At 65.8% G+C, this 24,533-nt stretch carries 17 protein-coding genes; 10 read left to right on the plus strand and 7 right to left on the minus strand.

Annotated elements, in window-relative coordinates:
• Window positions 1-65: 65 nt before the first annotated feature.
• Both AC1PQG_RS09725 and AC1PQG_RS09730 read right to left on the minus strand, forming a co-directional pair.
• Window positions 66-1,508 carry an MFS transporter gene (locus AC1PQG_RS09725; RefSeq protein ID WP_481122361.1) on the minus strand — a complete coding sequence of 481 codons (1,443 nt, stop codon included), beginning with the start codon at window positions 1,506-1,508 and terminating at the stop codon, window positions 66-68.
• A gap of 162 nt (window positions 1,509-1,670) precedes the next feature.
• Window positions 1,671-2,591: a dihydrodipicolinate synthase family protein gene (locus tag AC1PQG_RS09730; RefSeq protein WP_481122362.1), complete on the minus strand. Its 921-nt coding sequence runs from the start codon at window positions 2,589-2,591 to the stop codon at window positions 1,671-1,673.
• Window positions 2,592-2,852: 261 nt separating this feature from the next.
• Here AC1PQG_RS09730 and AC1PQG_RS09735 point away from each other — a divergent pair, with 261 nt between their 5' ends.
• Window positions 2,853-3,782: a LysR substrate-binding domain-containing protein gene (locus AC1PQG_RS09735; RefSeq protein ID WP_481122363.1), complete on the plus strand. Its 930-nt coding sequence runs from the start codon at window positions 2,853-2,855 to the stop codon at window positions 3,780-3,782.
• A 99-nt stretch (window positions 3,783-3,881) separates the two neighbouring features.
• Here AC1PQG_RS09735 and AC1PQG_RS09740 read toward each other — a convergent pair whose 3' ends face one another.
• Window positions 3,882-4,610: a CCXG family PEP-CTERM protein gene (locus tag AC1PQG_RS09740; protein ID WP_481122364.1), complete on the minus strand. Its 729-nt coding sequence runs from the start codon at window positions 4,608-4,610 to the stop codon at window positions 3,882-3,884.
• A 190-nt stretch (window positions 4,611-4,800) separates the two neighbouring features.
• Here AC1PQG_RS09740 and czcI point away from each other — a divergent pair, with 190 nt between their 5' ends.
• The 4 genes from czcI (at window position 4,801) to AC1PQG_RS09760 (ending at window position 11,083) form a co-directional block, all read left to right on the plus strand.
• Entirely contained in the window at window positions 4,801-5,145 is a 345-nt protein-coding gene (czcI, locus tag AC1PQG_RS09745) for a cation efflux protein, CzcI family (RefSeq protein WP_481122365.1), read from the plus strand.
• 121 nt (window positions 5,146-5,266) lie between these two features.
• Entirely contained in the window at window positions 5,267-6,574 is a 1,308-nt protein-coding gene (locus AC1PQG_RS09750; RefSeq protein ID WP_481122366.1) for a TolC family protein, read from the plus strand.
• A 9-nt stretch (window positions 6,575-6,583) separates the two neighbouring features.
• Entirely contained in the window at window positions 6,584-7,900 is a 1,317-nt protein-coding gene (locus AC1PQG_RS09755; RefSeq protein ID WP_481122367.1) for an efflux RND transporter periplasmic adaptor subunit, read from the plus strand.
• 15 nt (window positions 7,901-7,915) lie between these two features.
• Window positions 7,916-11,083 (plus strand): CusA/CzcA family heavy metal efflux RND transporter, encoded by a 3,168-nt coding sequence (locus AC1PQG_RS09760; RefSeq protein WP_481122368.1) that lies wholly within the window; start codon window positions 7,916-7,918, stop codon window positions 11,081-11,083.
• Window positions 11,084-11,169: 86 nt separating this feature from the next.
• Here AC1PQG_RS09760 and AC1PQG_RS09765 read toward each other — a convergent pair whose 3' ends face one another.
• The 4 genes from AC1PQG_RS09765 to AC1PQG_RS09780 all read right to left on the minus strand — a co-directional run bounded on the left by AC1PQG_RS09765 (window position 11,170) and on the right by AC1PQG_RS09780 (window position 20,206).
• On the minus strand, window positions 11,170-11,487 hold the full coding sequence (locus AC1PQG_RS09765; protein WP_481122369.1) for a hypothetical protein: 318 nt from the start codon (window positions 11,485-11,487) through the stop codon (window positions 11,170-11,172).
• Window positions 11,488-12,038: 551 nt separating this feature from the next.
• Entirely contained in the window at window positions 12,039-14,921 is a 2,883-nt protein-coding gene (locus AC1PQG_RS09770) for an adenosylcobalamin-dependent ribonucleoside-diphosphate reductase (protein WP_481122370.1), read from the minus strand.
• Window positions 14,922-15,234: 313 nt separating this feature from the next.
• Complete coding sequence (locus AC1PQG_RS09775) at window positions 15,235-19,506, minus strand: sulfite reductase subunit alpha (protein WP_481122371.1); 4,272 nt, start codon at window positions 19,504-19,506, stop codon at window positions 15,235-15,237.
• Window positions 19,507-19,951: 445 nt separating this feature from the next.
• Complete coding sequence (locus tag AC1PQG_RS09780; RefSeq protein ID WP_481122372.1) at window positions 19,952-20,206, minus strand: hypothetical protein; 255 nt, start codon at window positions 20,204-20,206, stop codon at window positions 19,952-19,954.
• A gap of 215 nt (window positions 20,207-20,421) precedes the next feature.
• Here AC1PQG_RS09780 and AC1PQG_RS09785 point away from each other — a divergent pair, with 215 nt between their 5' ends.
• From AC1PQG_RS09785 to arsA, 5 genes are read left to right on the plus strand one after another with little or no spacing between them, the layout of a single operon-like run.
• Complete coding sequence (locus tag AC1PQG_RS09785; protein WP_481122373.1) at window positions 20,422-20,838, plus strand: ArsR/SmtB family transcription factor; 417 nt, start codon at window positions 20,422-20,424, stop codon at window positions 20,836-20,838.
• A 2-nt stretch (window positions 20,839-20,840) separates the two neighbouring features.
• Entirely contained in the window at window positions 20,841-21,254 is a 414-nt protein-coding gene (locus tag AC1PQG_RS09790) for an arsenate reductase ArsC (RefSeq protein ID WP_481122374.1), read from the plus strand.
• A gap of 3 nt (window positions 21,255-21,257) precedes the next feature.
• Entirely contained in the window at window positions 21,258-22,325 is a 1,068-nt protein-coding gene (gene arsB, locus AC1PQG_RS09795; protein WP_481122375.1) for an ACR3 family arsenite efflux transporter, read from the plus strand.
• Between the two features lie 18 nt (window positions 22,326-22,343).
• Entirely contained in the window at window positions 22,344-22,721 is a 378-nt protein-coding gene (gene arsD / locus AC1PQG_RS09800) for an arsenite efflux transporter metallochaperone ArsD (protein WP_481122376.1), read from the plus strand.
• Window positions 22,722-22,737: 16 nt separating this feature from the next.
• Window positions 22,738-24,486 carry an arsenical pump-driving ATPase gene (gene arsA / locus AC1PQG_RS09805; protein ID WP_481122377.1) on the plus strand — a complete coding sequence of 583 codons (1,749 nt, stop codon included), beginning with the start codon at window positions 22,738-22,740 and terminating at the stop codon, window positions 24,484-24,486.
• Window positions 24,487-24,533: the final 47 nt, after the last annotated feature.

Consider the following 24,533-nt stretch of genomic DNA (forward strand, 5'->3'; position numbering starts at 1 on the left):
TACCGTCCCTGCAGCCCTTGCGGGCCGCATGTATCGCGATGTCGATGTGGTGCTTCCCCGGAGGCTTAGGGAGAGATTTCCTCCAGCGCACGATTGGTGGTTTCAATCATGCGGGTGGCGGCGATCAGGCCGACGATGGTGGTGAGGGCGAACATCAGGAAGACCGCGGCAACCCCTTGTCCACTCAGCACCACGCCGACGATGGCCGGTGCCGCGGCGGAGGCGGCGCGTAGCCACGAGGTGGCGAGGCCGGTACCGATGGCACGCATGCGGGTCGGGTAGATCTCGGGGGTGTAGAGGTAGAGCATCACCGTCGTGGTGCCCATCACCGCGTAGGCCGAGGAGGCCAGCAGCATCACCGAGCGGGGATCGTCGGCGCCCAGGATGCCCAGCGTGGCCAGCAGCGCGCCGCTCAGCACGAAGCAGCCCATCGCCCAGCGGCGGCGGCCGACCCGGTCGATCAGGAAGGCGCAGGCCAGCACGGCGCAGGTGCTCAGCACGTTGGAGATGGAGGCCATGTGCAGGGATTCCTGCAGCGGCAGGTGATAGACCGTCTTGTAGAGGCTGGGCAGCCAGTTGTTGATGCCGTTGGCGACGAAGTAGCTGCTGGCCCACAACACCCACACGATCAGCGTGCGGCCGCGATAGATCGGCGAGAAGAGTTCCTTCCACGAGGCCTTGCGCGGGTTCTGCAAGCCGGCCTGCAGGCTGGCCAGGCGGGCGTCGACTTCGATGCGGTCGTGTGCCGGGTCGAGGTTCCGCTTGGTGGTGGCGGCTTCCAGCTGTTCGATGATGCGCTCGGCCTCGTCGAGGCGGCCCTTGGCGATCAGCCAGCGCGGCGATTCGGACAGGCGCAGGATCAGCGTGGCGATCAGGATGCCGGGAATGCCGCCGATCAGGAACATGTATTCCCAGCCGAAGCGCGGCACGACGAAGGCGCCGATCTGCGCGGCGCCGAGGAGGCCCAGCGGAAAGATCAGCTCGTAGAGGATGAAGAAGCGGCCGCGCCCGTGGGCCTGGGACAGCTCGTTGATGTAGGCCGCGGCGACCGGCACCTCGCCACCGACACCGATGCCCTGGACGAAGCGGGCCATGAAGAGCATCTGGAAGTTGCCGGTGAAGGCGCTGGCGACGCTCATCACCGACATGATGCCGACCGCCAGGGTGGCGCTCGGCACGCGGCCGCGGCGCTCGGCGAGCCAGCCGAACAGCAGCGCGCCGATGACCTGCCCGAGGTAGCCGGCGGCGATCAGCACTCCGATCTCGGTCGGGCCGAGATGCCACAGGCCGACCAGCACCGGCATCACAAAGGCCAGCGAGAGCGCGTCGAAGGCGTCGAAGAAGGTCGCGCTGCCCATGATGACGCGGGCCTTGGTGTGCCAGCGGCAGAAGGGCACGTTCTCGATGCGGAAGAGCAGTTGCGCCGCGCGCCCTTGCTGATTGGCGGCCAGGTGCTGTTCCGCCGGAGGGGCGATGTCCGCCCCCAAAGCGGCCACTTTGGTGTCCATTTTGTCTCCAGTCTCTTTCTTATATAGGTGCTCGGTGCGCGCCCCCGGGGGATCGAATCCCCAGAGGGCGGCTACGGTAACACTCCAGCCTGATGGGCAGTCGGCCGGCTCTGCCGACTGCCCGGCGACGCCGGCCTGCGTCGCCTGAGATCCCCGGTGGGATCAGCGCACGATGCCGGCGGCGCGCATCGCGTTGGCGATCTCCACGTCGGCGCCTTCGGCCAGCGGCAGCAGCGGGGAGCGCACGGTGGCGTGGTCCAGGATGCCGCGGGCGACCAGCGCGTGCTTCAGCGCGACGGTGCCTTCCATGTGGGAGCCGCGGTGATAGACGTTGCGGGTCACCGGCAGCAGCTGGTCGTGGATCGCGCGGGCCTTCGGGTAGTCCTTGGCCTTGCCGGCCTTGATCAGTTCGATCAGCAGTTCCGGCGCGATGTTGCCGTAGCCGACCAGCGCGCCATCCACGTCGAACATGGTGTGCAGCAGGTACTCGTCGTGGCAGGTGAGGATCTGCAGTTCGGGGCGTTCGCGGCGGATAATGGGGATCTCCACGTCCCAGCGGCGCATGTTGCGCACGCCGTTCTTCATCGCGAAGACGCCGGGCTGGGCGGAGATGTCCAGCAGGGTCTGCAGGTCGTAGGTGGCCTTGGTGGCGTCCGGGTACTGGAAAAGGATCAGCGGCAGGCCGCTCTCTTCGTAGATGGCGCGGTAACGGTCCTGCGGCGCGCCGTTCTGGTAGCCGAAGCGCAGCCAGCCGTGGGACGGGTAGACCAGGCCGGCGGCAGCCCCGGCCTTGACGGCACGCTTGGCTTCCTCGGCGGCGACGGCGGTGCCTTCCAGCGTGATGCCGGCGATCACCGGCAGGCGGCCGTCGGTGGACTTCACGAAGCTCTCGATGACTGCCGCCTGTTCGTCCTGGGACAGGAAGGTGCCTTCGCCGGCATGGCCGAGCACCACCAGGCCCTTGACGCCGTCGATGCCGCCGAGCCAGGAGCCGAGGCGCTGGATGGCGTCGTGATCGACGGCGCCGTCGCGGGTGAAGGGGGTGACGGGGGCGGGAACGAGGCCACGAAGATCCAGGGTCATGATGTATTTCCTCTTTGGTAGGTGGAGTGGTCGTCGATCGCCTGCGCTGGCCGCAGCCCGAGTGCTCCGGGGGAATCCGGAAGGCATTTTCGGGATGCCGCTTTTAGGCCATTAAACGCAGTTTATTCAACGACTTGTTCAGCTCTTGCCGTGTCGGTCATCGAGCATGGCTGCAGTATAGGAAGGGGTCTGATATGCCGGAAGAGGCAATTCTTGTATTTCAGCTATACTGATCAGACATGGATCTTGGCGAGGTCGGAAATGGACTATTCGGCGTGGAAGCTGTTTCTCGACGCGGTGGAGCTGGGCAGCCTGAGCAAGGTGGCGGTGGCCTACCGGACCAGCCAGCCCCATGTGAGCCGGCAGATCGGCGAGCTTGAAGACGAATGCGGCGGACGCCTGTTCCAGCGCACCGGCCGGGGCGTGGTGCTGACCGAACTGGGGCAGCGCATCCTGCCCAAGGTGCGCACCTGGGTGACCAGCACCGAGCAGCTCTCCAACGACATCCGTACCACCGCCGGCAAGCCGATTGGCACGGTGCGCATCGGCATCCTGCCGTCCACCGCGCACCCGCTGGTCAGCACGCTGTATTACCGCTTGCGGGAACGCTATCCGCTGATCCAGCTGAGCGTGCGCGAGGGGCAGGGCGCCCAGCTCGAAACCTGGCTTGAGAACGGCAATGTGGATCTGGCGATCCTGTTCCGCCACAGTCCGCTGGCCAGGAACGGCGACATCTACCTGTCGGAAGCGCCGACCTACCTGGTCAGCGCGGCCGGCGACGCCTTGACGGCGGGGCCGACGGTGGCCTTCTCGGCGCTGGATGGCTTGCCGCTGGTGATGTTTTGCCGGCCCAACAGCTGGCGCGACCAGTTCGACCAGTTGAGCGCCCAGCACGGCGTGAGCCTGAACGTGGTCGCCGAGGCGGACAGCCTCAGCCTGCAGACCCAGATCGCCGCGGATGGCAGCGCCTATGCGCTGCTCGGGCCTTACGCGATTGCCGCAGCCATGAAGCACTGCCGCCTGCAGGCAGCCAAGCTGGTGGAGCCGGAAGTGCCCCGTTACCTGGCGCTGGCCATGTCGCCCCACGGGGAGCTGACGCTCGCCACCCGGACGGTGATGCAGGTGACGCGGGAGATCGCCGCGTTGCTGGCGGCCAATCCGGCGGAGGGCACGCTGCTGGCGTCCGCATGAGCGCCTGCCGTTGGCACCCGTAAACGGCAAGAGAGCCCGTCAAATGCGGGCTCTCTTGCGTTGGATCACGAAGCCTTGCGCCCCGTTGGGCGCATCGGCTTATTTGGAGGCTTGCTGCTGCCGGAAGCGACGCTGCCAGCCGGCGAGGGCCAGGCCGGCACCCATGATCAGCGGCAGGCTGCCCGGCTCCGGTACGGCATTCGGGTTGTGGCCGTCGGTGCTGCTGAAGGACGTGTAAGCCGTGCCGCCAGGCGTCAGGAACTGGGCTTGCTGGCTGCCGTCGCAGCAGTTCTCGAGGCCGTAGATCTGCAGCAGATGGTTGCCGGTAGTCAGGCTGGCGAGGAACTCGAAATCCTGGGTGGTCAACGCATAGGAGCCGCTCCACCACATGTCGTTGGTCTTGAAGCCCATCAGCGTGCCGTCGAGGAAGACGGCGCCGCCGTTGCCGAAGTCGGGGCCAATGCGGAAATTCCACGCACCGCTGTCCGCCGAGCTGAAGATGACGTCGTAGCGGAAGGCGATGTTGCTGTTCGAGCCACCGAACACGCTTTGATTCGACACGCCGTCGAAGGACGCGAGCGTGGTGCTGCCGTAGCCCGCGGTGGGGGCCGAGGCGGCCAACTGGTCGATGGTGGTGCGATAGTCGTCGGCGGTCGGCAGTGCGGAACTGGTCGAATAGCGCGTATCCATCGTGATCAGGCTGGCGTTGGCTTGCTGGGTGACCAGGGACAGGGCGGACAGGGCCAGGACGGAGCAGAGCTTGCTGACGGAGGAGAAGCGCATCGCGGACATACCGGCGGGATTCAGGATGGGACGCAGTCTATCCATCTGGCACACCTTGAACTGTGCTGCCTATCACGGGCATCCGGTGAGCGCGTGATCTGGCGTGAGTTTCGTCATGATCGATGTGAAGGAGAGCCCGCCGACATATCGATCGGGATGTACTTCAACGGCATTCCGGCGCGCAGAGCGTGTTTGTTCCTCATGTCGGGCGCCCTCTCTGCTACCATTCGCCCCCATGCGTCGCTGGCTCGCCGTCTTCCTGCTGGTTTTCCTGCCGCTCCAGTTCACCTGGTCGGTGGCGGCCGCCTATTGCCAGCATGAGTCGGCGCCGTCGCAGCACTTCGGCCATCATCAGCATGAGCATCACGGCGACGCCGGGGCCAAGGACACGAAGAAGCTGCCATCCGCCATCGACGAGGACTGTGCTTTCTGCCATGCGGGCTGCGCGTCGGCGCTGACCGGTCTGCTTGACGCCGCTCCGGCTGCTGCGGGGGTCGTGAGACTGCCTTGCCCGCCGCACTTCCTCACCTCGCCGCCCGGCGAGCTGCCCGAACGCCCCAACTGGACTGCTTCCGCCTGATCGGCGGGAGCGGATCTTCTTTAGCTGCGCATCCCCTGCGGCGCTAGCCGCGCGTTCGTCCGGCCCTGCTGGATGACGTCCCGCCGATTCCCCCACGTGTCTTTCATCACTGGAGAATCGGATGCAATCCCAATCAAGCATTGCGCTCGCGCTGCTATGCGCCCTTGCCGTGACGGCAGGCGCTGCGCGGGCCGAAGCCGGCACAGCGGTCGCTCCCGCAGCTGCCATGGCTAACCCTGCCGAGCCGACCGGGCCTTTGAGCCTCGACGCGGCGCTCGGCCTCGCCCTGTCCGCCAATCCCGAACTGTCGGCCGCCACGAACGAGCTGCGCGCCGTCGAGGGTGCGGTGATCCAGGCGGGGCTGCTACCCAACCCCGAGATCTCGACGAGCATCGAGGATACCCAGAACCGCGCGACCCGCAGCACCACCGTCCAGCTTGGGCAGAGGCTGGAGCTGGGCGGCAAGCGCGCCGCGCGCGTCGCCACCGCCGAGCGCGGTCGGGATGTGGCGACCGCCGACCTTGCCGCCCGGCGTCTCGAAACCCGCGCGACGGTGGTTGGCGCGTTCTTCGATGTGCTGGTGGCCCAGGAGCGCGTCCAGCAGGCCGATGACCTGCTTGCGCTGGCCGGGCGCGCCACCTTGGCCGCGGGGCGGCGCGTGGCGGCCGGTAAGGTCTCGCCGGTGGAGGAGACCCGGGCGCGGGTTGCCGAGGCCGCTGCGCGGATCGAGCTGAACCAGGCGCGCGCCGACCTGGCTGTCGCGCGCAAGCGCCTGGCCGCCACCTGGGGCAGCGCTCAAGCACGCTTCAGCCTGGCGGAAGGGCGTACCGACGCATTGCCGGGGCTGCTCTCCGACGACGCGCTGGCCCGCCGTCTCGAGGCGGCGCCAGCGCTGCTCCGCTGGCGCCATGAGGTGGCGCGCTTCACCGCCCAGGCCGAGCTGGAGAAGGCCCGCCGCCTTCCCGATGTGACGGTGAGCGTGGGCGCCAAGCGGGCGGAGGAGCTGGGGCGCAACCAGGCCATCGTCGGCTTCTCGGTCCCGTTCCCGCTGTTCGACCGCAACCAGGGCACGCTGCTTGAGGCGTTGCGGCGGGCCGACAAGGCGCGGGACGAGCTGCGCGCCGCCGAATTGCGCCTGGGTGCCGACGCCAGCCAGAACCAGGAGCGTTTGAAGGCGTTGCTGGCCGACGTCCGGACGCTCCAGCAGGAGATCCTCCCCGGCGCCCGCAGCGCCTACGACGCGGCCAGCAAGGGCTTCGAGCTCGGGAAGTTCAGCTTCCTCGAAGTGCTCGATGCCCAGCGCACCTTCTTCCAGGCTCGCGCCCAGTACCTCAAGAGTCTCTCCGATGCCCACCGCACCGCCGCCGATCTGGAGCGCGTGCTGGGCGCCATCACTTCGCCGTCGTCCGTGATGGCCGACCGTCCGTAGGAGCCCTTCATGAAGAATTCCCTCAAATCGACCACACCCAGACTCAACCGCAAGCAGGCCGTCGCCATCGCCGCCATTGTCATCGGCGGTATCGCCGCAGGTGGCTGGATTCTCGGCACGGCCCCGGCAGAACCGGCCGGCGAATCCGCCGCGGTGGCTGCCCACACCGAAGCCCATGGCCACGACGACAAGGAGCATCACGGCAGCCGCAGCGGTGACGCCCACGCGGATGCCGGTGCGCACGGCGACGCCGAACATCACGCCGGGAAGACCGACGCCGAAGGCGAAGCCCACGACGAGACGATTGCGCTGAGCGATGCACAGATCCAGTCGGCCGGCATCGGCATCGACAAGGCCGCGCCAGCACGCATCCGCAGCAGCAACCAGCTGCCCGGCGAGATCCGTTTCAACGAGGATCGCACCGCCCACGTGGTGCCCAGGCTGGCCGGCGTGGTGGAAAGCGTGCCCGCCAATCTGGGCCAGGCCGTCAAACGCGGGCAGGTGCTGGCGGTGATCGCCAGCACCGGGCTGTCGGAGCTGCGCAGCGAGTTGCTGGCCGCCCAGCGGCGCCTGGCCCTCGCCAAGTCCACCTACACCCGCGAGAAGCAGTTGTGGCAGGAGAAGATCTCGGCCGAGCAGGATTACCTCGCTGCGCAGCAAGCCTTGCGCGAGGCAGAGATTGCCGTGGCCAACGCCCAGCAGAAGCTGGTGGCGCTCGGCGCCAGCGCGGCGGGTGCGGGCAGCCTCAACCGCTACGAGATCCGCGCGCCCTTCGACGGGATCGTGGTGGAGAAACACATCGCGCTCGGCGAGGCGGTGAAGGAGGACGCCAGCATCTTCACCCTGTCGGACCTGTCATCGGTGTGGGCCGAGATCGTCGTGCCGGCGAAGGATCTGGACATCGTGCGGGTCGGCGAGAAGGTGGTCGTGCGGGCGACGGCCTTCGATTCCAGCGCCGAGGGCCGGATTTCCTACGTGGGCGCGCTGCTCGGACAGGACACGCGCACCGCCAAGGCGCGGGTGACGCTGGCCAACCCGAAGATGGCCTGGCGCCCGGGGCTGTTCGTCAATGTGGATGTGGTGTCGGGCGAAACCGAGGTGGCGGTGAGCGTGCTCGCCGACGCGGTGCAGAGCATGGAAGACAAGCCGGTGGTGTTCGTGCGGGTGAAGGACGGCTTCAGCGCCCAGCCGGTGAAGCTCGGCCGCGCCGACGGCAGGCGGGTGGAGGTGGTGGATGGGCTCAAGGCCGGCACCGCCTACGCGGCGTCGGGCAGTTTCGTGCTGAAGGCGGAGCTCGGCAAGGGCAGCGCCGAGCACGCGCACTGACGGGAGGAGGACGCCATGTTTGAACGCATCATCCGCCTCGCCATCGAGCACCGCTGGCTGGTTCTGCTGGCCGTGCTGGGCATGGCTGCGCTGGGCCTCTACAACTACCAGCGCCTGCCCATCGACGCGGTGTCGGACATCACCAACGTGCAGGTCCAGGTCAACACCGCGGCACCGGGCTATTCGCCGCTGGAGGTCGAACAGCGGGTGACCTACCCGGTGGAGACCGTGATGGCCGGCCTGCCCGGCCTGGAGCAGACCCGCTCCCTGTCCCGCTATGGCTTGTCGCAGCTGACGGTCATCTTCAAGGACGGGACCGACATCCACTTCGCGCGGCAGCTCGTCAATCAGCGTATCCAGGAAGCCAGGGAGAAACTGCCGGCGGGCATCACGCCGGCCATGGGGCCGATCTCGACGGGGCTGGGAGAGATCTACCTGTGGACCGTGGAGGCCGGGGAGGGCGCTCGCAAGCTGGACGGCACGGCCTACACGCCGACCGACCTGCGCGAGATCCAGGACTGGATCATCAAGCCGCAGTTGCGCCACGTGGCGGGCGTGACCGAGATCAACTCCATCGGCGGTTTCGCGAAGGAGTACCAGGTGGCGCCGAGCCCCGAGAAGCTCGCCTCCTATGGGCTCACGCTGCAGGATCTGGTCACGGCACTCGACCGCAACAACGGCAATGCCGGCGCCGGCTACATCGAGAAGCGTGGCGAGCAGTACCTGGTGCGTGCGCCGGGCCAGCTGCGTACGCCGGAGGACATCCGCAACGTGATCCTCGGCAATGTGCAGGGCGTGCCGATCCGCATCCGCGATGTGGCCGAGGTGGGCATCGGCCGCGAGCTGCGTACCGGCGCGGCAACCGACAATGGCCGCGAGGTGGTGCTCGGCACGGTGTTTATGCTGATAGGCGAGAACAGCCGGGCCGTCTCCCGCGCGGTGGACCAGAAGATGGCGGAGATCAACCGCAACCTGCCGCCGGGCATCCATGCGGTGACGGTTTATGACCGCACGGTGCTGGTGGACAAGGCCATCGAGACGGTGAAGAAGAACCTGCTCGAAGGGGCGATCCTGGTGATCGTCATCCTGTTCCTGTTCCTCGGCAACATCCGCGCGGCGCTGATCACCGCGATGGTCATCCCGTTGTCGATGCTGTTCACCTTCTCGGGGATGGTCGGCTACCGGGTCAGCGCCAACCTGATGAGCCTCGGCGCCCTCGACTTCGGGATCATCATCGACGGCGCCGTGGTCATCGTCGAGAACTGCGTGCGGCGGTTGGCCCACGCGCAGGCACGCCACGGCCGGCCACTGAGCCGGACGGAGCGCTTTCATGAGGTTTTCGCGGCTTCGAAGGAGGCGCGGCGGGCGCTGCTCTTCGGCCAGCTGATCATCATGGTCGTCTATCTGCCGATCTTCGCCCTCGCCGGCGTCGAGGGAAAGATGTTCCATCCAATGGCTTTCACGGTGGTCACGGCGCTGATCGGCGCGATGATCTTGTCCGTGACCTTCATCCCGGCGGCCGTGGCGCTGTTCATCGGCGACAAGGTGGCCGAGAAGGAGAACGGGTTGATGCGCGCCGCACGGCGGGCTTACGAGCCGGTGCTGACGCTGGTGATGGCGAACAAGCCGGTGGTGCTGACGGTGACGGCGGTGGCGATCGTGCTGTCCGGTCTGCTCACCACGCGCATGGGCAGCGAGTTCGTGCCCAGCCTCAACGAAGGCGACTTTGCGATCCAGGCTCTGCGCATTCCCGGCACCAGCCTGTCCCAATCCGTCGAGATGCAGCAGCGGCTGGAAACCCGGTTGAAGGCCGAGTTTCCGGAGATCGAGCGGGTCTTTGCCCGCACCGGCACGGCCGAGATCGCCTCCGATCCGATGCCGCCCAACATCTCCGACGGCTACATCATGCTCAAGCCGGAATCCCAGTGGCCCGAGCCGAGGCGGAGCCGCGAGGCGCTGCTGGCGGAGATCCAGAAGGTCGCCGACGGGATGCCGGGCAACGCCTACGAGTTCTCCCAGCCGATCCAGCTGCGCTTCAACGAGCTGATCTCCGGCGTGCGCAGCGACGTGGCCATCAAGGTCTTCGGCGACGACATGGCGGTGCTGAACGAGACCGCGGGGAAGATCGCCGCGCTGCTGGAGAAGATCCCCGGCGCGTCCGAGGTGAAGGTGGAGCAGACGACCGGCCTGCCGGTGCTGACCGTCAACATCGACCGGGACAAGACGGCGCGCTACGGCCTCAACGTCGGCGACGTGCAGGACGCGGTGTCCACGGCGATCGGCGGCCAGGAGGCGGGCACCGTGTTCGAGGGCGATCGCCGCTTCGACATCGTCGTGCGCCTGCCGGAGGCACTGCGCTCCGATCCGGAAGCGCTCAGGCGTCTGCCCATCGCGCTGCCACGCGGGAGCGGAGAAGGGCGGACGAGCTACATCCCGCTCGGCGAGGTGGCGAGCCTCGATCTGGCACCGGGCCCCAACCAGGTCAGCCGGGAGAACGGCAAGCGCCGTGTGGTGGTCAGCGCCAACGTGCGTGGACGCGACATAGGCACCTTCGTCAGCGAGGCGCAGGTGCGGCTGGGCGAGGTGCCGGTCCCGGTGGGCTACTGGACGGCCTGGGGCGGCACCTTCGAGCAGCTGGAGTCGGCATCCCAGCGCCTGAAGATCGTGGTGCCCGTGGCGCTGCTGCTGGTGTTCATCCTGTTGTTCGCGATGTTCGGCAACGTGAAGGATGGCCTGCTGGTGTTCTCCGGCATTCCCTTCGCACTGACGGGCGGAATCGCTGCGCTATGGCTGCGCGACATTCCGCTGTCCATCTCGGCGGGCGTCGGCTTCATCGCCCTGTCCGGCGTGGCGGTGCTCAACGGTTTGGTGATGATCGCCTTCATCCGCAACCTGCGCGAGGAAGGGCGTTCGCTGGACGAGGCGATCCACGACGGCGCGCTGACCCGCTTGCGTCCGGTATTGATGACGGCTCTGGTGGCGTCGCTGGGCTTCATCCCCATGGCCCTCGCCACCGGAACCGGCGCGGAAGTCCAGCGTCCCCTCGCCACGGTGGTCATCGGCGGCATCCTGTCTTCGACTGCGTTGACCTTGCTGGTGCTGCCGCTGCTGTATCGGCTGGTGCATGCCAGGGAGGCGCAGGAAGGTGGCGTGGCGATGAGGCCGGCCACTGCGACCGACTGATGACATGACAAAGGCCCATCCCCAGGGAGATGGGCCTTGCGGAGGCCGGCTTGATGCCGGCGCCCCGTTGTTAAGAGACTGCCGGCTTACTTGGCGTCAGCTTCGCATTTCTTCATGAATGCGGTTTTGGCCGCGCCAGCCAGGGGCTTCCCGTTCTTGCCGACTGCCTTGTCCGCACAGGATGAAGGCGCTTTGGCCGTCGTCGCGCCACCCTCGCATTTCTTCATGAATGCAGCTTTGGCTGCGCCGGCGAGGGGCTTGCCAGCCTTGCTTACGGCCTTGGCTTCACAGTCCGAGGCGGTGGGTGCTGCCGCGGCTCCGGCGGCCGGTTGAGCGGGAGCTTCAGCGTAAGCCATGCCAACAGAAAACAGACCAGCCATGAAACCCGCGATAATCTTGTTCATGCGTTTAACTCCCTTGCGTAAGAGGCCGTTTGCCCCAATGTCTTAACGTTTCGAAATCCACTGCGTTGACGCAGGAGGTTCGGACGTCTCGTGTCCGTTGTCGAAGCCACTCCTTCCTGGGGACGGAGCCGGCGTTCAGTCTCGACGGTAATCCCGCTCACGGTCTCTATCGCGATCGCGGCCGTCGTCATGGTCACGCCCATGGTCATTCCCGTAGCGTCCGCCGTCATCATCCCGGTGGTCACCATGCGGGTGCCCGTAGCCACCGCGCCCCTCCCGGCCGGGGCCTCCATGATAGGGGTCTGCGATGATGCAGCCGCTGAGCAAGGTGCAGGTCGTGACGAACGCTATCAACAGTATCGGTTTCATGATGCCTTGTTCTCCCAAGCTTACGTCGGGCATCGATTATTGCCTGTGGTCTGTTGGGCGTTCATCAGAGATGTGAATGAGCCCCTTTGCCCACCAAAAAAAGCGGAACTTCCTGGGTCAGGAAGTTCCGCTGAATGAGTCTGCTTCGATGCGGACTTTCAAATCATGGTGTGACGCACAGCTTAGCCGCAGGTCCCTACCGCGCCGCAGGCGGTGCAGAAGTCGCAGCCGTCCTTGCGGATCACCGAGTGGTTGCCGCACTCGTTGCACAGCGCACCCTGCATCAGCTTGGGCTCGTTGTCGTCGCGCGGGGACTCGAGGATGCCCATTTCGCGGGTCGGGTAGCCTGCTTCGTCGAGCACGCCCAGCATTGCGTAGCGGTGGATGATCAGCGCAGCCAGGTAGGCCACGGTGGACGGCCAGTTTTGCTGACGGCGGGTGCCGGGCACGAAGGCCATGAAGTCGCCCAGGGGTTCCGGGTAGTCGATCAGCTTGCGCAGCTTCATGCCGATCCAGGCCGGGTCCATCACGCGCATGTCGAGGGACAGGATGCGGGACAGGCCGTCCAGGGCGCGCGGGTAGTTGCCCGACAGCCACATGGAGTAGGGGCGGGTCACGCCGTCCGGCAGGGTGATTTCCTTCAGGCCGAGCACGAAGTCTTCACCGGTGGCCGGGTTCTGGATGTCGACAGTCCAGGACAGGGTGCCGTCGGTGCCGGTCTTGGGCTCCTGCAGGGAGAACACGCTGTCGAGCACCGGGGTCGGCAGGTCACCGTCGAGGGCTTCCAGCTTTTCGCAGCGGTAGCGGACAACCTGGGCGAAGGCGGACACGACGCCTGGCATCAGCTTCTGCTCGCCATGGGGCGGGAAGCGCATTTCAAAGGACTTTTCGCCGACGGTCTTGGCCAGGGTTTCGAGCTTGAGCTTGAGCCAGCCACGGTCGTTGGCGCGCATGTCCATCGACAGGGTCTTGGCGACGGCACCCAGGCCACGGGGCTGGTCGGCACCGTTGACCCACACTTCGAACGGGAAGGCACCCTTGGCGGGGCTGTCCTCGACCGGATCCATGTGGCCCACGAACAGCGCGAAATTGCCCTGCGGGGTGTTGAGCATGTAGGTCCAGGCGGAGTTGCCATCCGGCAGGTCCGGGCGGCCCGGCCAGCGCAGGGACGAGAGCACCGGTGCCGGCAGGTTCTTGATGGACAGGCGGCGGTTGGTGTCGTCGGAGATTTCCAGGTCGTGGGGCTGCTTCTGCTCGGTGCTCGGCGTAACGGACAGCACGGAGCCCAGCACGCTGTTGGGCCGGTAGGTGGCCAGGCCCTTCAGGCCGGACTTCCAGGCTTCCAGGTAGAGGTTCTCGAACTCCGCGTAGGGGTAGTCCTCGGGGACGTTCACCGTCTTGGAGATGGAGGTGTCGATGTACGGGGCAACGGCCGCGACCATGTCCTTGTGGGCCTTGGCGGAGATTTCCAGCGCGGTCACGAAGTACTCGGGCAGCTTGGAGACGTCACCGCCCTGGTGCTTGTACAGGCGCCATGCGTAATCCTCGACCGCGTATTCCTTGAAGGTGCCGTCGGCCATCCGCTTCTTGCGGGTGTAGGTGTAGGAGAACGGCGGCTCGATGCCGTTGGAGGCATTGTCGGCGAAGGCCAGGCTGATCGTGCCGGTGGGGGCGATGGACAGCAGGTGGGAGTTGCGCAGGCCGTGCTTGCGGATCTTGTCCTTCACCTCGTTGGGCAGGCGGGACGCGAAGTTGCCGCCGGACAGGTACATGTCGGCGTTGAACAGCGGGAAGGCGCCACGCTCCTTGGCCAGATCGACGGAGGCCAGGTAGGCCTGGTCGCGCATGAACTCGGAGATCTTGGTGGCCATCTCGCGGGCGGCGTCGGTGTCGTAGCGCAGGCGCAGCATGGCCAGCGCGTTGCCGAGGCCGGTGAAGCCGAGGCCGACGCGGCGCTTGGACTGGGCTTCGGCGTGCTGTTGCTCCAGCGGCCAGTGGGTTGCCTCAAGCACGTTGTCGAGCATGCGGATGGACGTTTCGACGGTCTTGGCGAAGCCGGCGAAGTCGAAGCTGGCCTTGTCGCTGAAGGCGTCCTTCACGTACAGGGTCAGGTTGATCGAGCCCAGGCAGCAGCAGCCGTAGGACGGCAGCGGCTGTTCGGCGCAGGGATTGGTGGCCTCGATGGTCTCGCAGTAGTAAAGGTTGTTGTCCTTGTTCATGCGATCGAGGAACAGGATGCCCGGCTCCGCGTGATCGTAGGTGGAGCGCATGACCTGGTCCCACAGGTCGCGGGCGCGCACCTTGCGGTACACCCACAGGCCATCTTCGCGCTTGTAGCCGCCGGCGGCCTTGATGTCGCTGGACGGCTCGGCCTTGTGGGCCAGCTCCACGTCACCGTCGTTTTCCACGGCCTGCATGAACAGGTCGGTCACGGCGATGGATACGTTGAAGTTGGTCAGGTCGCCGTGGTCCTTGGCGTGGATGAATTCCTCGATGTCCGGGTGGTCACAGCGCAGCACGCCCATCTGGGCGCCGCGGCGGGAGCCGGCGGATTCGACGGTCTCGCAGGAGCGGTCGAACACACGCATGTAGGAGACGGGGCCGGAGGCGTTGGACTGGGTGCCGCGCACCATCGCGCCCTTCGGGCGGATGGAGGAGAAGTCGTAGCCGACGCCGCCACCGCGACGCATGGTCTCGGCGGACTGGGCGAGGGCGGTGTAGATGCCGCAACGGCCATCCACGGATTCGGTGATCGAGTCGCCGACCGGCTGCACGAAGCAGTTGATCAGGGTCGCGGCGAGGTTGGTGCCGGCGGCGGAGTTGATACGGCCGGCGGGCACGAAGCCCCGCTCCTGGGCTTCGAGGAATTTGGCTTCCCAATGGGCGCGCTTTTCTTCGACCTCGATGGAGGCCAGCGCACGGGCGACACGAGCGCGCACGTCGCCAACACTCTGCTCGTTACCTTTGGCGTATTTCTCGAGCAGAACTTCGCCGGAGATATCCTGCGATTCGAGCGTGGCGGCAGATGCGGGCTGGGCTTTGGCGTTTTTTGTGGTGGCGGTCATGGCTCTTGGATGGCTTATTGGTAGTGATCTGAAGCGGCGCATAGCTTACTCCAAGGCGGGAAATTGGCAAAATATTTTAGTTGTTTAAAATCATATACTTACAAAAGTCAACGGTGCGATAAAAAGAAATTTTCTACTACATTTAGTAGTGTTTCTGGCGCTGAAAATCAAGAAATTTTCCCCGCAAAGCACCCCAGAGCCTTGATTTGGCGGAACAAATAGCGGCATTGGAAGATATGATCAGAAACCCTATAAAAAGGGTGGTTACTCTTCGCTCCACTAGTGAGATGCACGTTGCAGTATCGCCGCATCCTCAATAGACGTCGCGGACATATCGCTTCTCCTTCGCCATCTGCGCCACATACTCCGTTGCGGCATCCATCGCCATGGCCCCATGTTCCTGGACGATTTGCCTCAAGGCCGAATCGACATCCTTGGCCATATGGCCGGCATCGCCGCATACGTAGAAATGGGCGCCTTCCTGCAACCAGGCCCACAGTTGCCCCCCCTGTTCGCGCATGCGGTCCTGGACGTAGATCTTCTTGTCCTGATCGCGTGAAAAGGCCAGGCTGAGTCGGGTGAGCAGGCCGTCCTGGTGCATGCCCTCCAGTTCATCGCGATAGTAGAAATCGGTGGCCGCTTGCTGCTCTCCGAAGAACAGCCAGTTGCGCCCGCTGTCGCCGCGGGCGCGGCGTTCATGCAGGAAACCTCTGAACGGTGCGATACCTGTCCCGGGCCCCACCATGATCATGGGTGTTTCCTTGCCGTTGGGGGGGCGGAAGTGCGCCGACTTCTGGACAAAGATAGGTATGTCGACCTCGCCGGCCCGATCGGCCAGAAAGGTGGAGCAGACGCCGCGCCGGGGTTTGCCCTTGTGCGCGTAGCGGACGGTCGAAACCGTGAGATGCACTTCGTCGATCTGCGCCTTGGGGCTGGAAGATATCGAGTAAAGGCGCGGCTGCAGCCGCTTGAGCGCGGCGATCCATTCCTGGGCCGTGACCTGGATGGGGAATTCTTCCAGCAGGTCCACGATCTGGCGCCCCCATAGCCATTGCTTGAGGTCGTGCGCATGCTCGGGCTTGAGCAGGTCGGCAAGCACCGGGCTGCCGGAGCGTTCGCGGATGAAGCCCAGCATGTCGGTCGTGACTCTTGCGATATCCTGGTGGCGCAGCAGGGCTTCCGCTATCGGCATGTCGCCCACGTCCATGACCGAGACCGGTGCGGAGGCCGGCAGCTTCAGGGCGGTCAGCATGTCGGCCACCAGCTCGGGGCAGTTCGTGGGCCACACGCCGAGGGCGTCACCGGCCTCGTAGCCGAGACCGGAGTCCTTGAGGTCGAAGGCGAACTGCCGCGTTTCCTTGCTTGAGCCTTCGACGTTGAGCAACCGATTCACCAACAGCCGGGTGCGCAGGGGATTTTGCTTGCTGAAGGACGAGGGCTTCCTGGCGTCCTGGGCTGGCTCGGGCAGGGTGGCTTTGCCGTCGCCCGCCATCGCCAGCACGGCTTGTGCTGCGGGTAACGATCGGGCAGTGGGGCTCAGCGCCTTCAGCGCCTGACTGACCGAAGCCAGCCAAGCGGCTGCCGACGACTGGTATTCGGGTTCGCAATCGACGCGGGGAGTCAGGCGAGGGGCTTCCAGCGCTTCCAGGCGTGCGTCGAGCTTGCGGCCGAAGCCGCAGAACTGGTCGTAGCTGGAATCGCCGAAGGCCAGTACGGCGAAGGGGTTCGATTTCAGTCGGGCCGCCGCATCGGATTGCAGGGCCTGCCAGAATGCGGCGCCGTTGTCGGGCGGATCGCCATCGCCGAAGGTGCTGGTCAGCAGGAGCAATGGTGTATCCGGGGGAATCTGTTCCAGTTTGCAGGCGTCCATGCTCAGCAGCGTCACGCGCCGGCCTTCGCTTTCGAATTGCCTGGCGCATTCGCCTGCGAAGCCTTCGGTGTTGCCGGTCTGGGATGCCCACAAGATTGTGACTGCCTTGGGTTCGACCGGGGGCTCCATTGCCGGATGCGTCGCTTCGAGAGGCGGGGCGTCGGTGAGCCCGAGCGCTCGCGGTGTGTCGGACGGTAGCCAGGTCCGCGAGAACAGGCCTGCCAGGAGACCATCCACCAGGGCCCGTTTCGCCGGCTCCAGCGGAGCCGTCGCGGGCAGGGTTGGCACACCGCCCAGCTGGCGTGCTTCCTCGCTCTGCAGGCCGCTCAGGAAACCCTGGAGGTAGAGCTGCTCGTGCAGCTCCAGGGGGGGCGCCGGAGTGGCTTCGACCCCCAGCAGTCGGGCCAGCGCGTTGATTTGCATGGTGTGGTGCTCCCTGGTTTGAATGTTTGTCGGGCTCGTCGCTCCAGCCGGAACGCCGACCGTCGCCAGAACGGCGTTCCGGAGTGTGGGCTTACCCGTCGGTGCGGATGTTTCGACGTCGAGGGTGAGCGAGGGCTCCGGGGCGAGGCGGCACAGCGCCACGGCGCTGAACTTGAATTCGGGTTGTTGCGACAGCGGGTCGATGGCGTCGCTGGTAACCGCGTTGATGGCGAGGTGCTCGCCGTACACGTCGTTCCAGTGGAATGGCGCAAAGCAATTGCCGGCACGCACGCGGTCGGTGACGACGGCGGGCAGCACGGCACGCCCACGGCGGGAACGGATCTCGACACGGTCCTTGTCATGGATGCCCAGCGCGGCCGCGTCCTCTGGATGGATCTCCACGAAAGGGCCGGGGTTGAGCTTGAGCAGCGTCGGGATCTTGCCGGTCTTGGTCAGCGTGTGCCATTGGTGCTGCAGACGGCCGGTGTTGAGCACGAAGGGGAAATCGGTGTCGGGCAGTTCGGCGGGGGCGGCATGGGGGCGTGCGAAGAACACACCCCTGCCGCTGGGGGTGGCGAAGGCGATGGGCGGCCGGGTGCCGTCGTTCCTGATCTTCAGCTTCTGGCTGATGCCGTCGTTGAGGTAGCGGATCGGGTGGCGGTCCGCGGCGTCGCCCGGCGGGCACGGCCACTGAAGCGGCGTCTTGCGCAGGCGGGCATAGCTGGCGCCACGGATGTCGTAGCCGGTCTTGGGGTTCGAGAAACGCTTGATCTCCTCGAAGACCGCCTCGGCGCTGGCGTAGCTGAAGGCGTGAGCGTAGCCCATCTCGCAGGCCACGCGGGCGATGATCTGCCAGTCTGGCAGCGCCTGGCCGGGGGGCTCGACGGCCTTTTGCATGAGCGTCAGGTTGCGCTCGGAATTGATCATCACGCCTTCGGCCTCGGCCCACAGCGCGCCCGGCAGCAGGACGTCCGCATAGCGGTTGGTCTCGGTGTCGAGGAAGGCGTCCTGGGCGATGACCAGTTCGGCCTTCTCCAGGCCCGCGATCACGTTCTTCCGGTTGGCCACCGTAGCCACCGGGTTGGTGCAGATGATCCAGCAGGCCTTGATGTCGCCCGCGGCCATGCGCTCGAACATCGCCACCGTTCCACCCACCAGGCGCGTGTGCAGCGTGCCGCGTGGTACCCCCCAGACGTCCTCGACGAAATGGCGGTCGTCCTCGACCAGCACCGCGCGCTGGCCCGGCAGGCCTGGCCCCATGTAGCCCATCTCGCGCCCGCCCATGGCGTTAGGCTGGCCCGTCAATGAAAACGGCCCGCTGCCCGGCTTGCAGATCGCGCCGGTGGCCAGATGCAGGTTGCAGATGGCGTTGGTGTTCCAGGTGCCGTGGGTGCTCTGGTTCAGCCCCATGGTCCAGCAACTCATCCAGGCCCTGGCCTCGCCGATCATCCGGGCGGCCTCGCGGATGTCGGCCTCGGCAATGCCCGTGATGGCGCTGACCTTCTCCGGCGTGTAGTCGGCCAGGAAGTCGGGCATCGCCTCCCAGCCCTCGGTGAATTGCTCGATGAACCCGGCATCGGTGTAGCCGCCCACGTGCAACAGGTGCAACAGGCCGTTGAGCAGGGCGAGGTCCGTGCCCGGCTTGATCTGCATGAACCGATGGGCCTTGTCGGCTGTGGTATTGCGGCGCGGGTCGACCACGATCAATTTGGCACCGGCCTTGACCCGGTCCATCAACCGCAGGAACAGGATCGGGTGGCAATCGGCCATGTTGGCGCCGATCACGAAGAACAGGTCGGCCTGGTCGAAGTCCTGGTATGAGCCCGGCGGGCCATCGGACCCCAGGGAGAGCTTGTACCCGCTGCCCGCGCTGGCCATGCACAGGCGCGAGTTCGACTCGATCTGGTTGGTGCCGATGTAGCCCTTGGCCAGCTTGTTGGCGAGGTACTGCGCCTCCAGTGACATCTGGCCGGAAACATAGAGGGAAATTGCGTCGGGGCCGTGTTGGTCGAGGATGGCCTTCAGGCGCTTGGCGGTTTGGGTGATGGCCTCATCCATCCTGACCTGTATTGGATCGCGTTGCCTGTCGGTACGCATGAAAGCCGCTTCCATGCGCCCGGACTCCCGCAAGGCCTGGGCGCTGGTGGAGCCCTTGGTGCACAGCCGTCCGAAGTTGGTCGGATGACTCTTGATGCCGGAGACCTTGACCACCTTGGCATCCTGGACCTCCAGGGACATCCCGCAACCGACCCCGCAATAGGGGCACACCGTGTTCACAGAAGCCGAGGTCATTGCATTCATTCCTTACCGAGCAAAAAAAAAGCGTCCGCATACTCCCTCCATCGTGCTGAGACGATGGAGGGAGTATGCGGACGCCGTTGTCCTGTCGGGATCACGCCCTACATCGGGCATTCCCCAAGGATCTGTCTGGATCTGTGCATATTCAAAGCAACTCCTGTGCCATTGGCATGTTTGTCTGAATACGGCGCTGGAACGGGGTGCAAGGCCGATTTACGGGCAATTCGACGCACCAACAAAGCGACGGGCGAGCGTCCTCAAACACCGGTTTGGTGCGCTCGCCAGATGGATTAATGGCGTTGGGGGGGCTCGTGTGTCCCGATCCGGATGGCGAGGTGAGCTGCGAGCAGGAGATTGGGTTGCTCACGCTCGGTCGTGGCCGGCCTGCTGGGGGTTCCCCGCATGCTGGCGCATCCGTGCTGATGCGTCTGGAGGCGGCTCAGGCCGCCTGACTCGCGCTCAGGCGCACATGCAGCACCTGGGCGAGCTGGCGGACCTCTTCGCCCATCACGGAGCAGGTCAGCAGGAAGCCCTCGCGCATCTCCTGCGATTGTGTTCTGAGTACGCCGCCTTGCTCGTCCAGCGTGACGGCGAGGAGGGCCCGGAGTTGCAGCTGGCGCGCATGGACGTCCTCCAACAGCGGACGGTGCGGGTGGCGGGACGCATCGGCAAGCGGAGCCAGACTGTGCGTCAACGGGGGAAGATTCGTTGCGATGATCGTCTCCGACATTTTTATCGTATTTCTTAAAAAGCACGCACAGTACGGAGTGCATATTTCATGTTCGGAACCGGACGATGACCAATCCGTGACAGGCCGCCCAGCCGAAGCGTACGTCAACGGATTGGCCGCACTGGCCCTGCAACAAAAACTTCATAACCGTCATTTTATATTTATATAATATTGGAACTATGGAAACGATAAATGCTGCCGAGCTTCTCGCCGCCCTGGGCCACGAGTCCCGCCTGAGTATCTTCCGCCTCTTGGTGGAGGCCGGGCCGGATGGGGTGTTCGCCAGTGCGATCGGAGAACAACTGGGGTTGCCAGCGCCAACCCTGTCCTTTCACCTGGCCCACCTCAGTCGTGTGGGCCTTATCCGCGGGCAGAAGGAGAGCCGCTTCATCCGCTACTCGGCCGAGTTTGCGACGATGGACGAGCTCATCGCCTTCCTGACCCACAACTGCTGCCAGGGCGAGGCCTGTCTGCCCAAGGCCGCCGCCTGCGACACCATCGCCAAGCGCAGAAATCCGGCTAATGGCGTTTCAGCCGATTCAGCCGCCGCAGCGTGTTGTAAGCCCGACGAACAAGCCGACCAGCCGGAACAATGACCATGTCCCAACTCAAGACCGTACTGGTGCTATGCACCGGCAACTCCTGTCGCTCCCAGATGGCCGAAGCCATCCTCAATCATGAACTGGCCGGTCAGCTCCGCGCCCTGTCGGCCGGTACGCTGCCGCAGCCCAAGGTGGCGGATGGCGCCATCGCCGCACTAAAGGATGCCGGCCTGCCTACCAATGGTCTCTACCCCAAGACCATCGATGCGGTGATGGACGAGCGCATCGATCTGGTGGTGACCGTCTGCGACAACGCCAAGGAGAGCTGTCCTATCTTCCCGCGTCCGGTGCCGCGCATGCACATGCCTTTCCACGACCCGCACGGCGAGCCGCTGGAGAGCTTCGTCCGCGTTCGCGACGAGATCCGCGCCACCCTGGTGCCAGCGGTCCGCAGCGCACTGGAGCTGTAAGCCATGTCCGTTCAATGTGAAATGACCGCCAAGGCCGCCGCAGGCGTGCCGATGGGCTTCTTCGAGCGCTATCTGACGGTATGGGTCTTCCTGTGCATCGTCGCCGGCATCGCGCTCGGACAGCTCGCGCCGGGTGTCTTCCAGGCGATCGGCCGCCTGGAGGTGGCCCAGGTGAATCTGCCGGTGGGCCTGCTGATCTGGGTGATGATCATCCCGATGCTGGTGAAGGTGGACTTCGGCGCGCTGCACGAAGTGAAGCAGCACGTGCGCGGCATCGGCGTGACGCTGTTCGTGAACTGGCTGGTCAAACCCTTCTCGATGGCGCTGCTGGGCTGGCTGTTCGTGCGCAACCTGTTCGCGCCGATGCTGCCGGCGGACCAGCTCGACAGCTACGTGGCCGGCCTCATCCTGCTGGCTGCGGCGCCGTGCACGGCGATGGTCTTTGTGTGGAGCAAGCTGTCGGACGGCGACCCGCTGTTCACCCTGTCCCAGGTCGCGCTCAACGACGCCATCATGGTGTTCGCCTTTGCACCGCTGGTGGGCCTGCTGCTTGGCATCTCGGCCATCACGGTGCCGTGGGCGACGCTGCTGACTTCGGTGGTGCTCTACATCGTGATTCCGGTGGTGCTGGCTCAGCTATGGCGCAAGGCCTTGCTGGCCAAGGGGCGGGCTGCCTTCGATGCAGCGATGGCGAAGATCGGGCCGTGGTCCATCTCGGCGCTGCTCGCCACGCTGGTGTTGCTGTTCGCCTTCCAGGGCAAGGCCATCCTGGAGCAGCCGCTGGTCATCGCGCTGCTGGCGGTGCCCATCCTCATCCAGGTGTTCTTCAATTCCGCGCTCGCCTATTGGCTCAACCGTACCGTCGGCGAGAAGCATAATGTGGCCTGTCCGTCGGCGCTGATCGGGGCATCCAACTTCTTCGAACTCGCTGTTGCTGCGGCCATCAGCCTGTTCGGCTTCGAATCCGGCGCGGCGCTGGCCACCGTCGTCGGCGTCCTCATCGAGGTGCCGGTGATGCTGCTGGTGGTGAAGGTCGTCAATGCGTCCAAGGGCTGGTATGAGGCCCGCTGATTTTCCGAGGAGATCATCATGAAAAAGCTCGAAGTGTTCGATCCGGCCATGTGCTGTTCGACCGGTGTGTGCGGCGTGGATGTGGACCCGGTGCTGGCCCAGTTCGCCGCCGACCTGAAGTGGGTGGAGGAGCACGGCGTGGAGGTTGCCCGCCACAACCTCGGCCAGGAACCCCAGGCCTTCGCCGCCAATCCGGCGGTGCTCAAGGAAATGGAAGCCGGCATGGACCGCCTGCCCATCGTCACGGTGGACGGCCATATCGTGTCCACCGGCATGTATCCGTCGCGCCAGCAGCTGGTGCAAAAGCTCGGCATCGTGCTGAAGACGGAAGAGAAGCCGCGCATCAAGATCAGCGCGGCCGGTGGCTGCTGCGATCCCAAGTCCGGCTGCTGCTGACCGGAGGAGTCGAGCCATGGCACTCCCACACACCGAAACGCGTTACCTGTTCTTCACCGGCAAGGGCGGTGTCGGCAAGACGTCCCTGTCCTGCGCCACCGGCCTGGCGCTGGCCGAGGCCGGCAAGCGGGTACTGATCGTGAGCACCGACCCGGCATCCAATCTGGACGAGGTGCTGGGGGTGGCATTGGGCCAGGCACCGACCGCCATTCCCGGCGCGCCGGGCCTGTGCGCCCTCAATATCGACCCGGAAGCCGCGGCCCATGCCTACCGGGAACGGATGGTCGCCCCGTACCGCGGCATCCTGCCGGCGGCGGCCATCCAGAGCATGGAGGAGCAGTTCTCGGGGGCGTGTACGGTGGAAATCGCCGCCTTCGATGAATTCTCCAAGCTGCTTGGCGATCCGGCGGCGACGGCCGATTTCGAGCACGTCATCTTCGACACCGCGCCGACCGGCCACACGCTGCGCCTGCTGACGCTTCCATCTGCGTGGGATGAGTTCATCTCGTCGTCCACCGGTGGTGCGTCCTGCCTCGGCCCGCTGGCCGGCCTCGAGAAGCAGAAGGCCTTGTACGCGGCCACGGTGGCGCGCCTGTCGAACCCGACGGAAACCACGGTGATCTTGGTCAGTCGGCCGGAAGTCGCATCGCTGCGGGAGGCCGAGCGCACGCGGGGCGAGCTGGCGGAGCTGGGTATCCGCAACCAGATGCTGGCCATCAACGGGCTTTTCGCAGCGGCACAAACCGACGACGCGATTGCCGCTGCCATGTCGCAACGTGCCGCTGAAGCCCTGGCCCGGATGCCGGCTGAGCTCTCCAGATTGCCGGGCTGCACGATTCCCTTCCTGCCGAAAGGCACGGTCGGACTCGACGCGCTGCGCGTGATGGCTCATCCGGAAACCGCAGCCCCCGCCACATCGAGCGACATGCCGGCCACCAAGCTGCCGCCGGGCCTGGCCGGCCTGGTGGACGAGATGGCCTGTTCCGGCCACGGCGTGGTGATGACCATGGGCAAGGGCGGCGTCGGCAAGACCTCCGTCGCCGCGGCAATTGCCGTGGCTCTCGCGCAGCGGGGCGGCAAGGTCGTGCTGTCCACCACCGACCCAGCGGCCCACGTGGCGGCCACGCTCGACGGGGCCATCCCCGGCCTGACCGTCACGCGCATCGACCCGCGCCGGGAGGTGGCCGACTACACCGCGGAGGTCCTCGCCAAGGCCGGCAAGAGCCTCGACGCCGGTGGACTGGCAATGCTGGAGGAAGACCTGCGTTCGCCCTGCACCGAGGAGATTGCGGTCTTCCGCGCCTTCGCCCGCACCGTGGATGAAGGCAAGGACGGTTTCGTGGTGCTCGACACCGCGCCGACCGGCCACACCATCCTGCTGCTCGATGCCGCCGAGGCCTACCACCGGGAAGTCATGCGCACCCAGGGCGACATGCCGGAGTCGGTGCGCCAGCTGCTGCCGCGGCTGCGCGACCCGGCCTACACCCATGTGCTGATCGTCACCCTGCCGGAAGCCACGCCCGTGCACGAGGCCGAGCGCCTGCAGGGTGACCTGGCCCGGGCAGGCATCACGCCCTACGCCTGGGTCATCAACCAGTCCCTGCTGGCCAGTGGCACCGCCGACCCGCTGCTGTGCCAGCGCGGCCGCTACGAAGTGCCTTTCGTAAGGAGGGTGGCAGACGAGCTGGCAAGCCGTTGCGCGCTGATTCCCTGGCTGGCCGAGGCACCGGTGGGCAAGGCAGGGTTGGCGCAGCTGGTTCGTTGAGGAGGCCGGACGGTTTTGCGCCCGACATCTGAAAGAAAATGCGCAAG

This window comes from Zoogloea sp. GDB6, assembly GCF_056724105.1.

Excerpts from the sequence above, each read along its gene's own strand:
- AC1PQG_RS09790 (WP_481122374.1), top strand. The coding sequence starts at position 20,841 with ATGTCCCAACTCAAGACCGTACTGGTGCTATGCACCGGCAACTCCTGT.
- AC1PQG_RS09750 (WP_481122366.1), top strand. The coding sequence starts at position 5,267 with ATGCAATCCCAATCAAGCATTGCGCTCGCGCTGCTATGCGCCCTTGCC.
- AC1PQG_RS09740 (WP_481122364.1), bottom strand. The coding sequence starts at position 4,610 with ATGGATAGACTGCGTCCCATCCTGAATCCCGCCGGTATGTCCGCGATG.
- arsA (WP_481122377.1), top strand. The coding sequence starts at position 22,738 with ATGGCACTCCCACACACCGAAACGCGTTACCTGTTCTTCACCGGCAAG.
- AC1PQG_RS09735 (WP_481122363.1), top strand. The coding sequence starts at position 2,853 with ATGGACTATTCGGCGTGGAAGCTGTTTCTCGACGCGGTGGAGCTGGGC.
- AC1PQG_RS09730 (WP_481122362.1), bottom strand. The coding sequence starts at position 2,591 with ATGACCCTGGATCTTCGTGGCCTCGTTCCCGCCCCCGTCACCCCCTTC.
- AC1PQG_RS09725 (WP_481122361.1), bottom strand. The coding sequence starts at position 1,508 with ATGGACACCAAAGTGGCCGCTTTGGGGGCGGACATCGCCCCTCCGGCG.
- AC1PQG_RS09760 (WP_481122368.1), top strand. The coding sequence starts at position 7,916 with ATGTTTGAACGCATCATCCGCCTCGCCATCGAGCACCGCTGGCTGGTT.
- arsB (WP_481122375.1), top strand. The coding sequence starts at position 21,258 with ATGTCCGTTCAATGTGAAATGACCGCCAAGGCCGCCGCAGGCGTGCCG.
- czcI (WP_481122365.1), top strand. The coding sequence starts at position 4,801 with ATGCGTCGCTGGCTCGCCGTCTTCCTGCTGGTTTTCCTGCCGCTCCAG.
- AC1PQG_RS09770 (WP_481122370.1), bottom strand. The coding sequence starts at position 14,921 with ATGACCGCCACCACAAAAAACGCCAAAGCCCAGCCCGCATCTGCCGCC.
- AC1PQG_RS09755 (WP_481122367.1), top strand. The coding sequence starts at position 6,584 with ATGAAGAATTCCCTCAAATCGACCACACCCAGACTCAACCGCAAGCAG.
- arsD (WP_481122376.1), top strand. The coding sequence starts at position 22,344 with ATGAAAAAGCTCGAAGTGTTCGATCCGGCCATGTGCTGTTCGACCGGT.
- AC1PQG_RS09765 (WP_481122369.1), bottom strand. The coding sequence starts at position 11,487 with ATGAACAAGATTATCGCGGGTTTCATGGCTGGTCTGTTTTCTGTTGGC.
- AC1PQG_RS09775 (WP_481122371.1), bottom strand. The coding sequence starts at position 19,506 with ATGACCTCGGCTTCTGTGAACACGGTGTGCCCCTATTGCGGGGTCGGT.
- AC1PQG_RS09785 (WP_481122373.1), top strand. The coding sequence starts at position 20,422 with ATGGAAACGATAAATGCTGCCGAGCTTCTCGCCGCCCTGGGCCACGAG.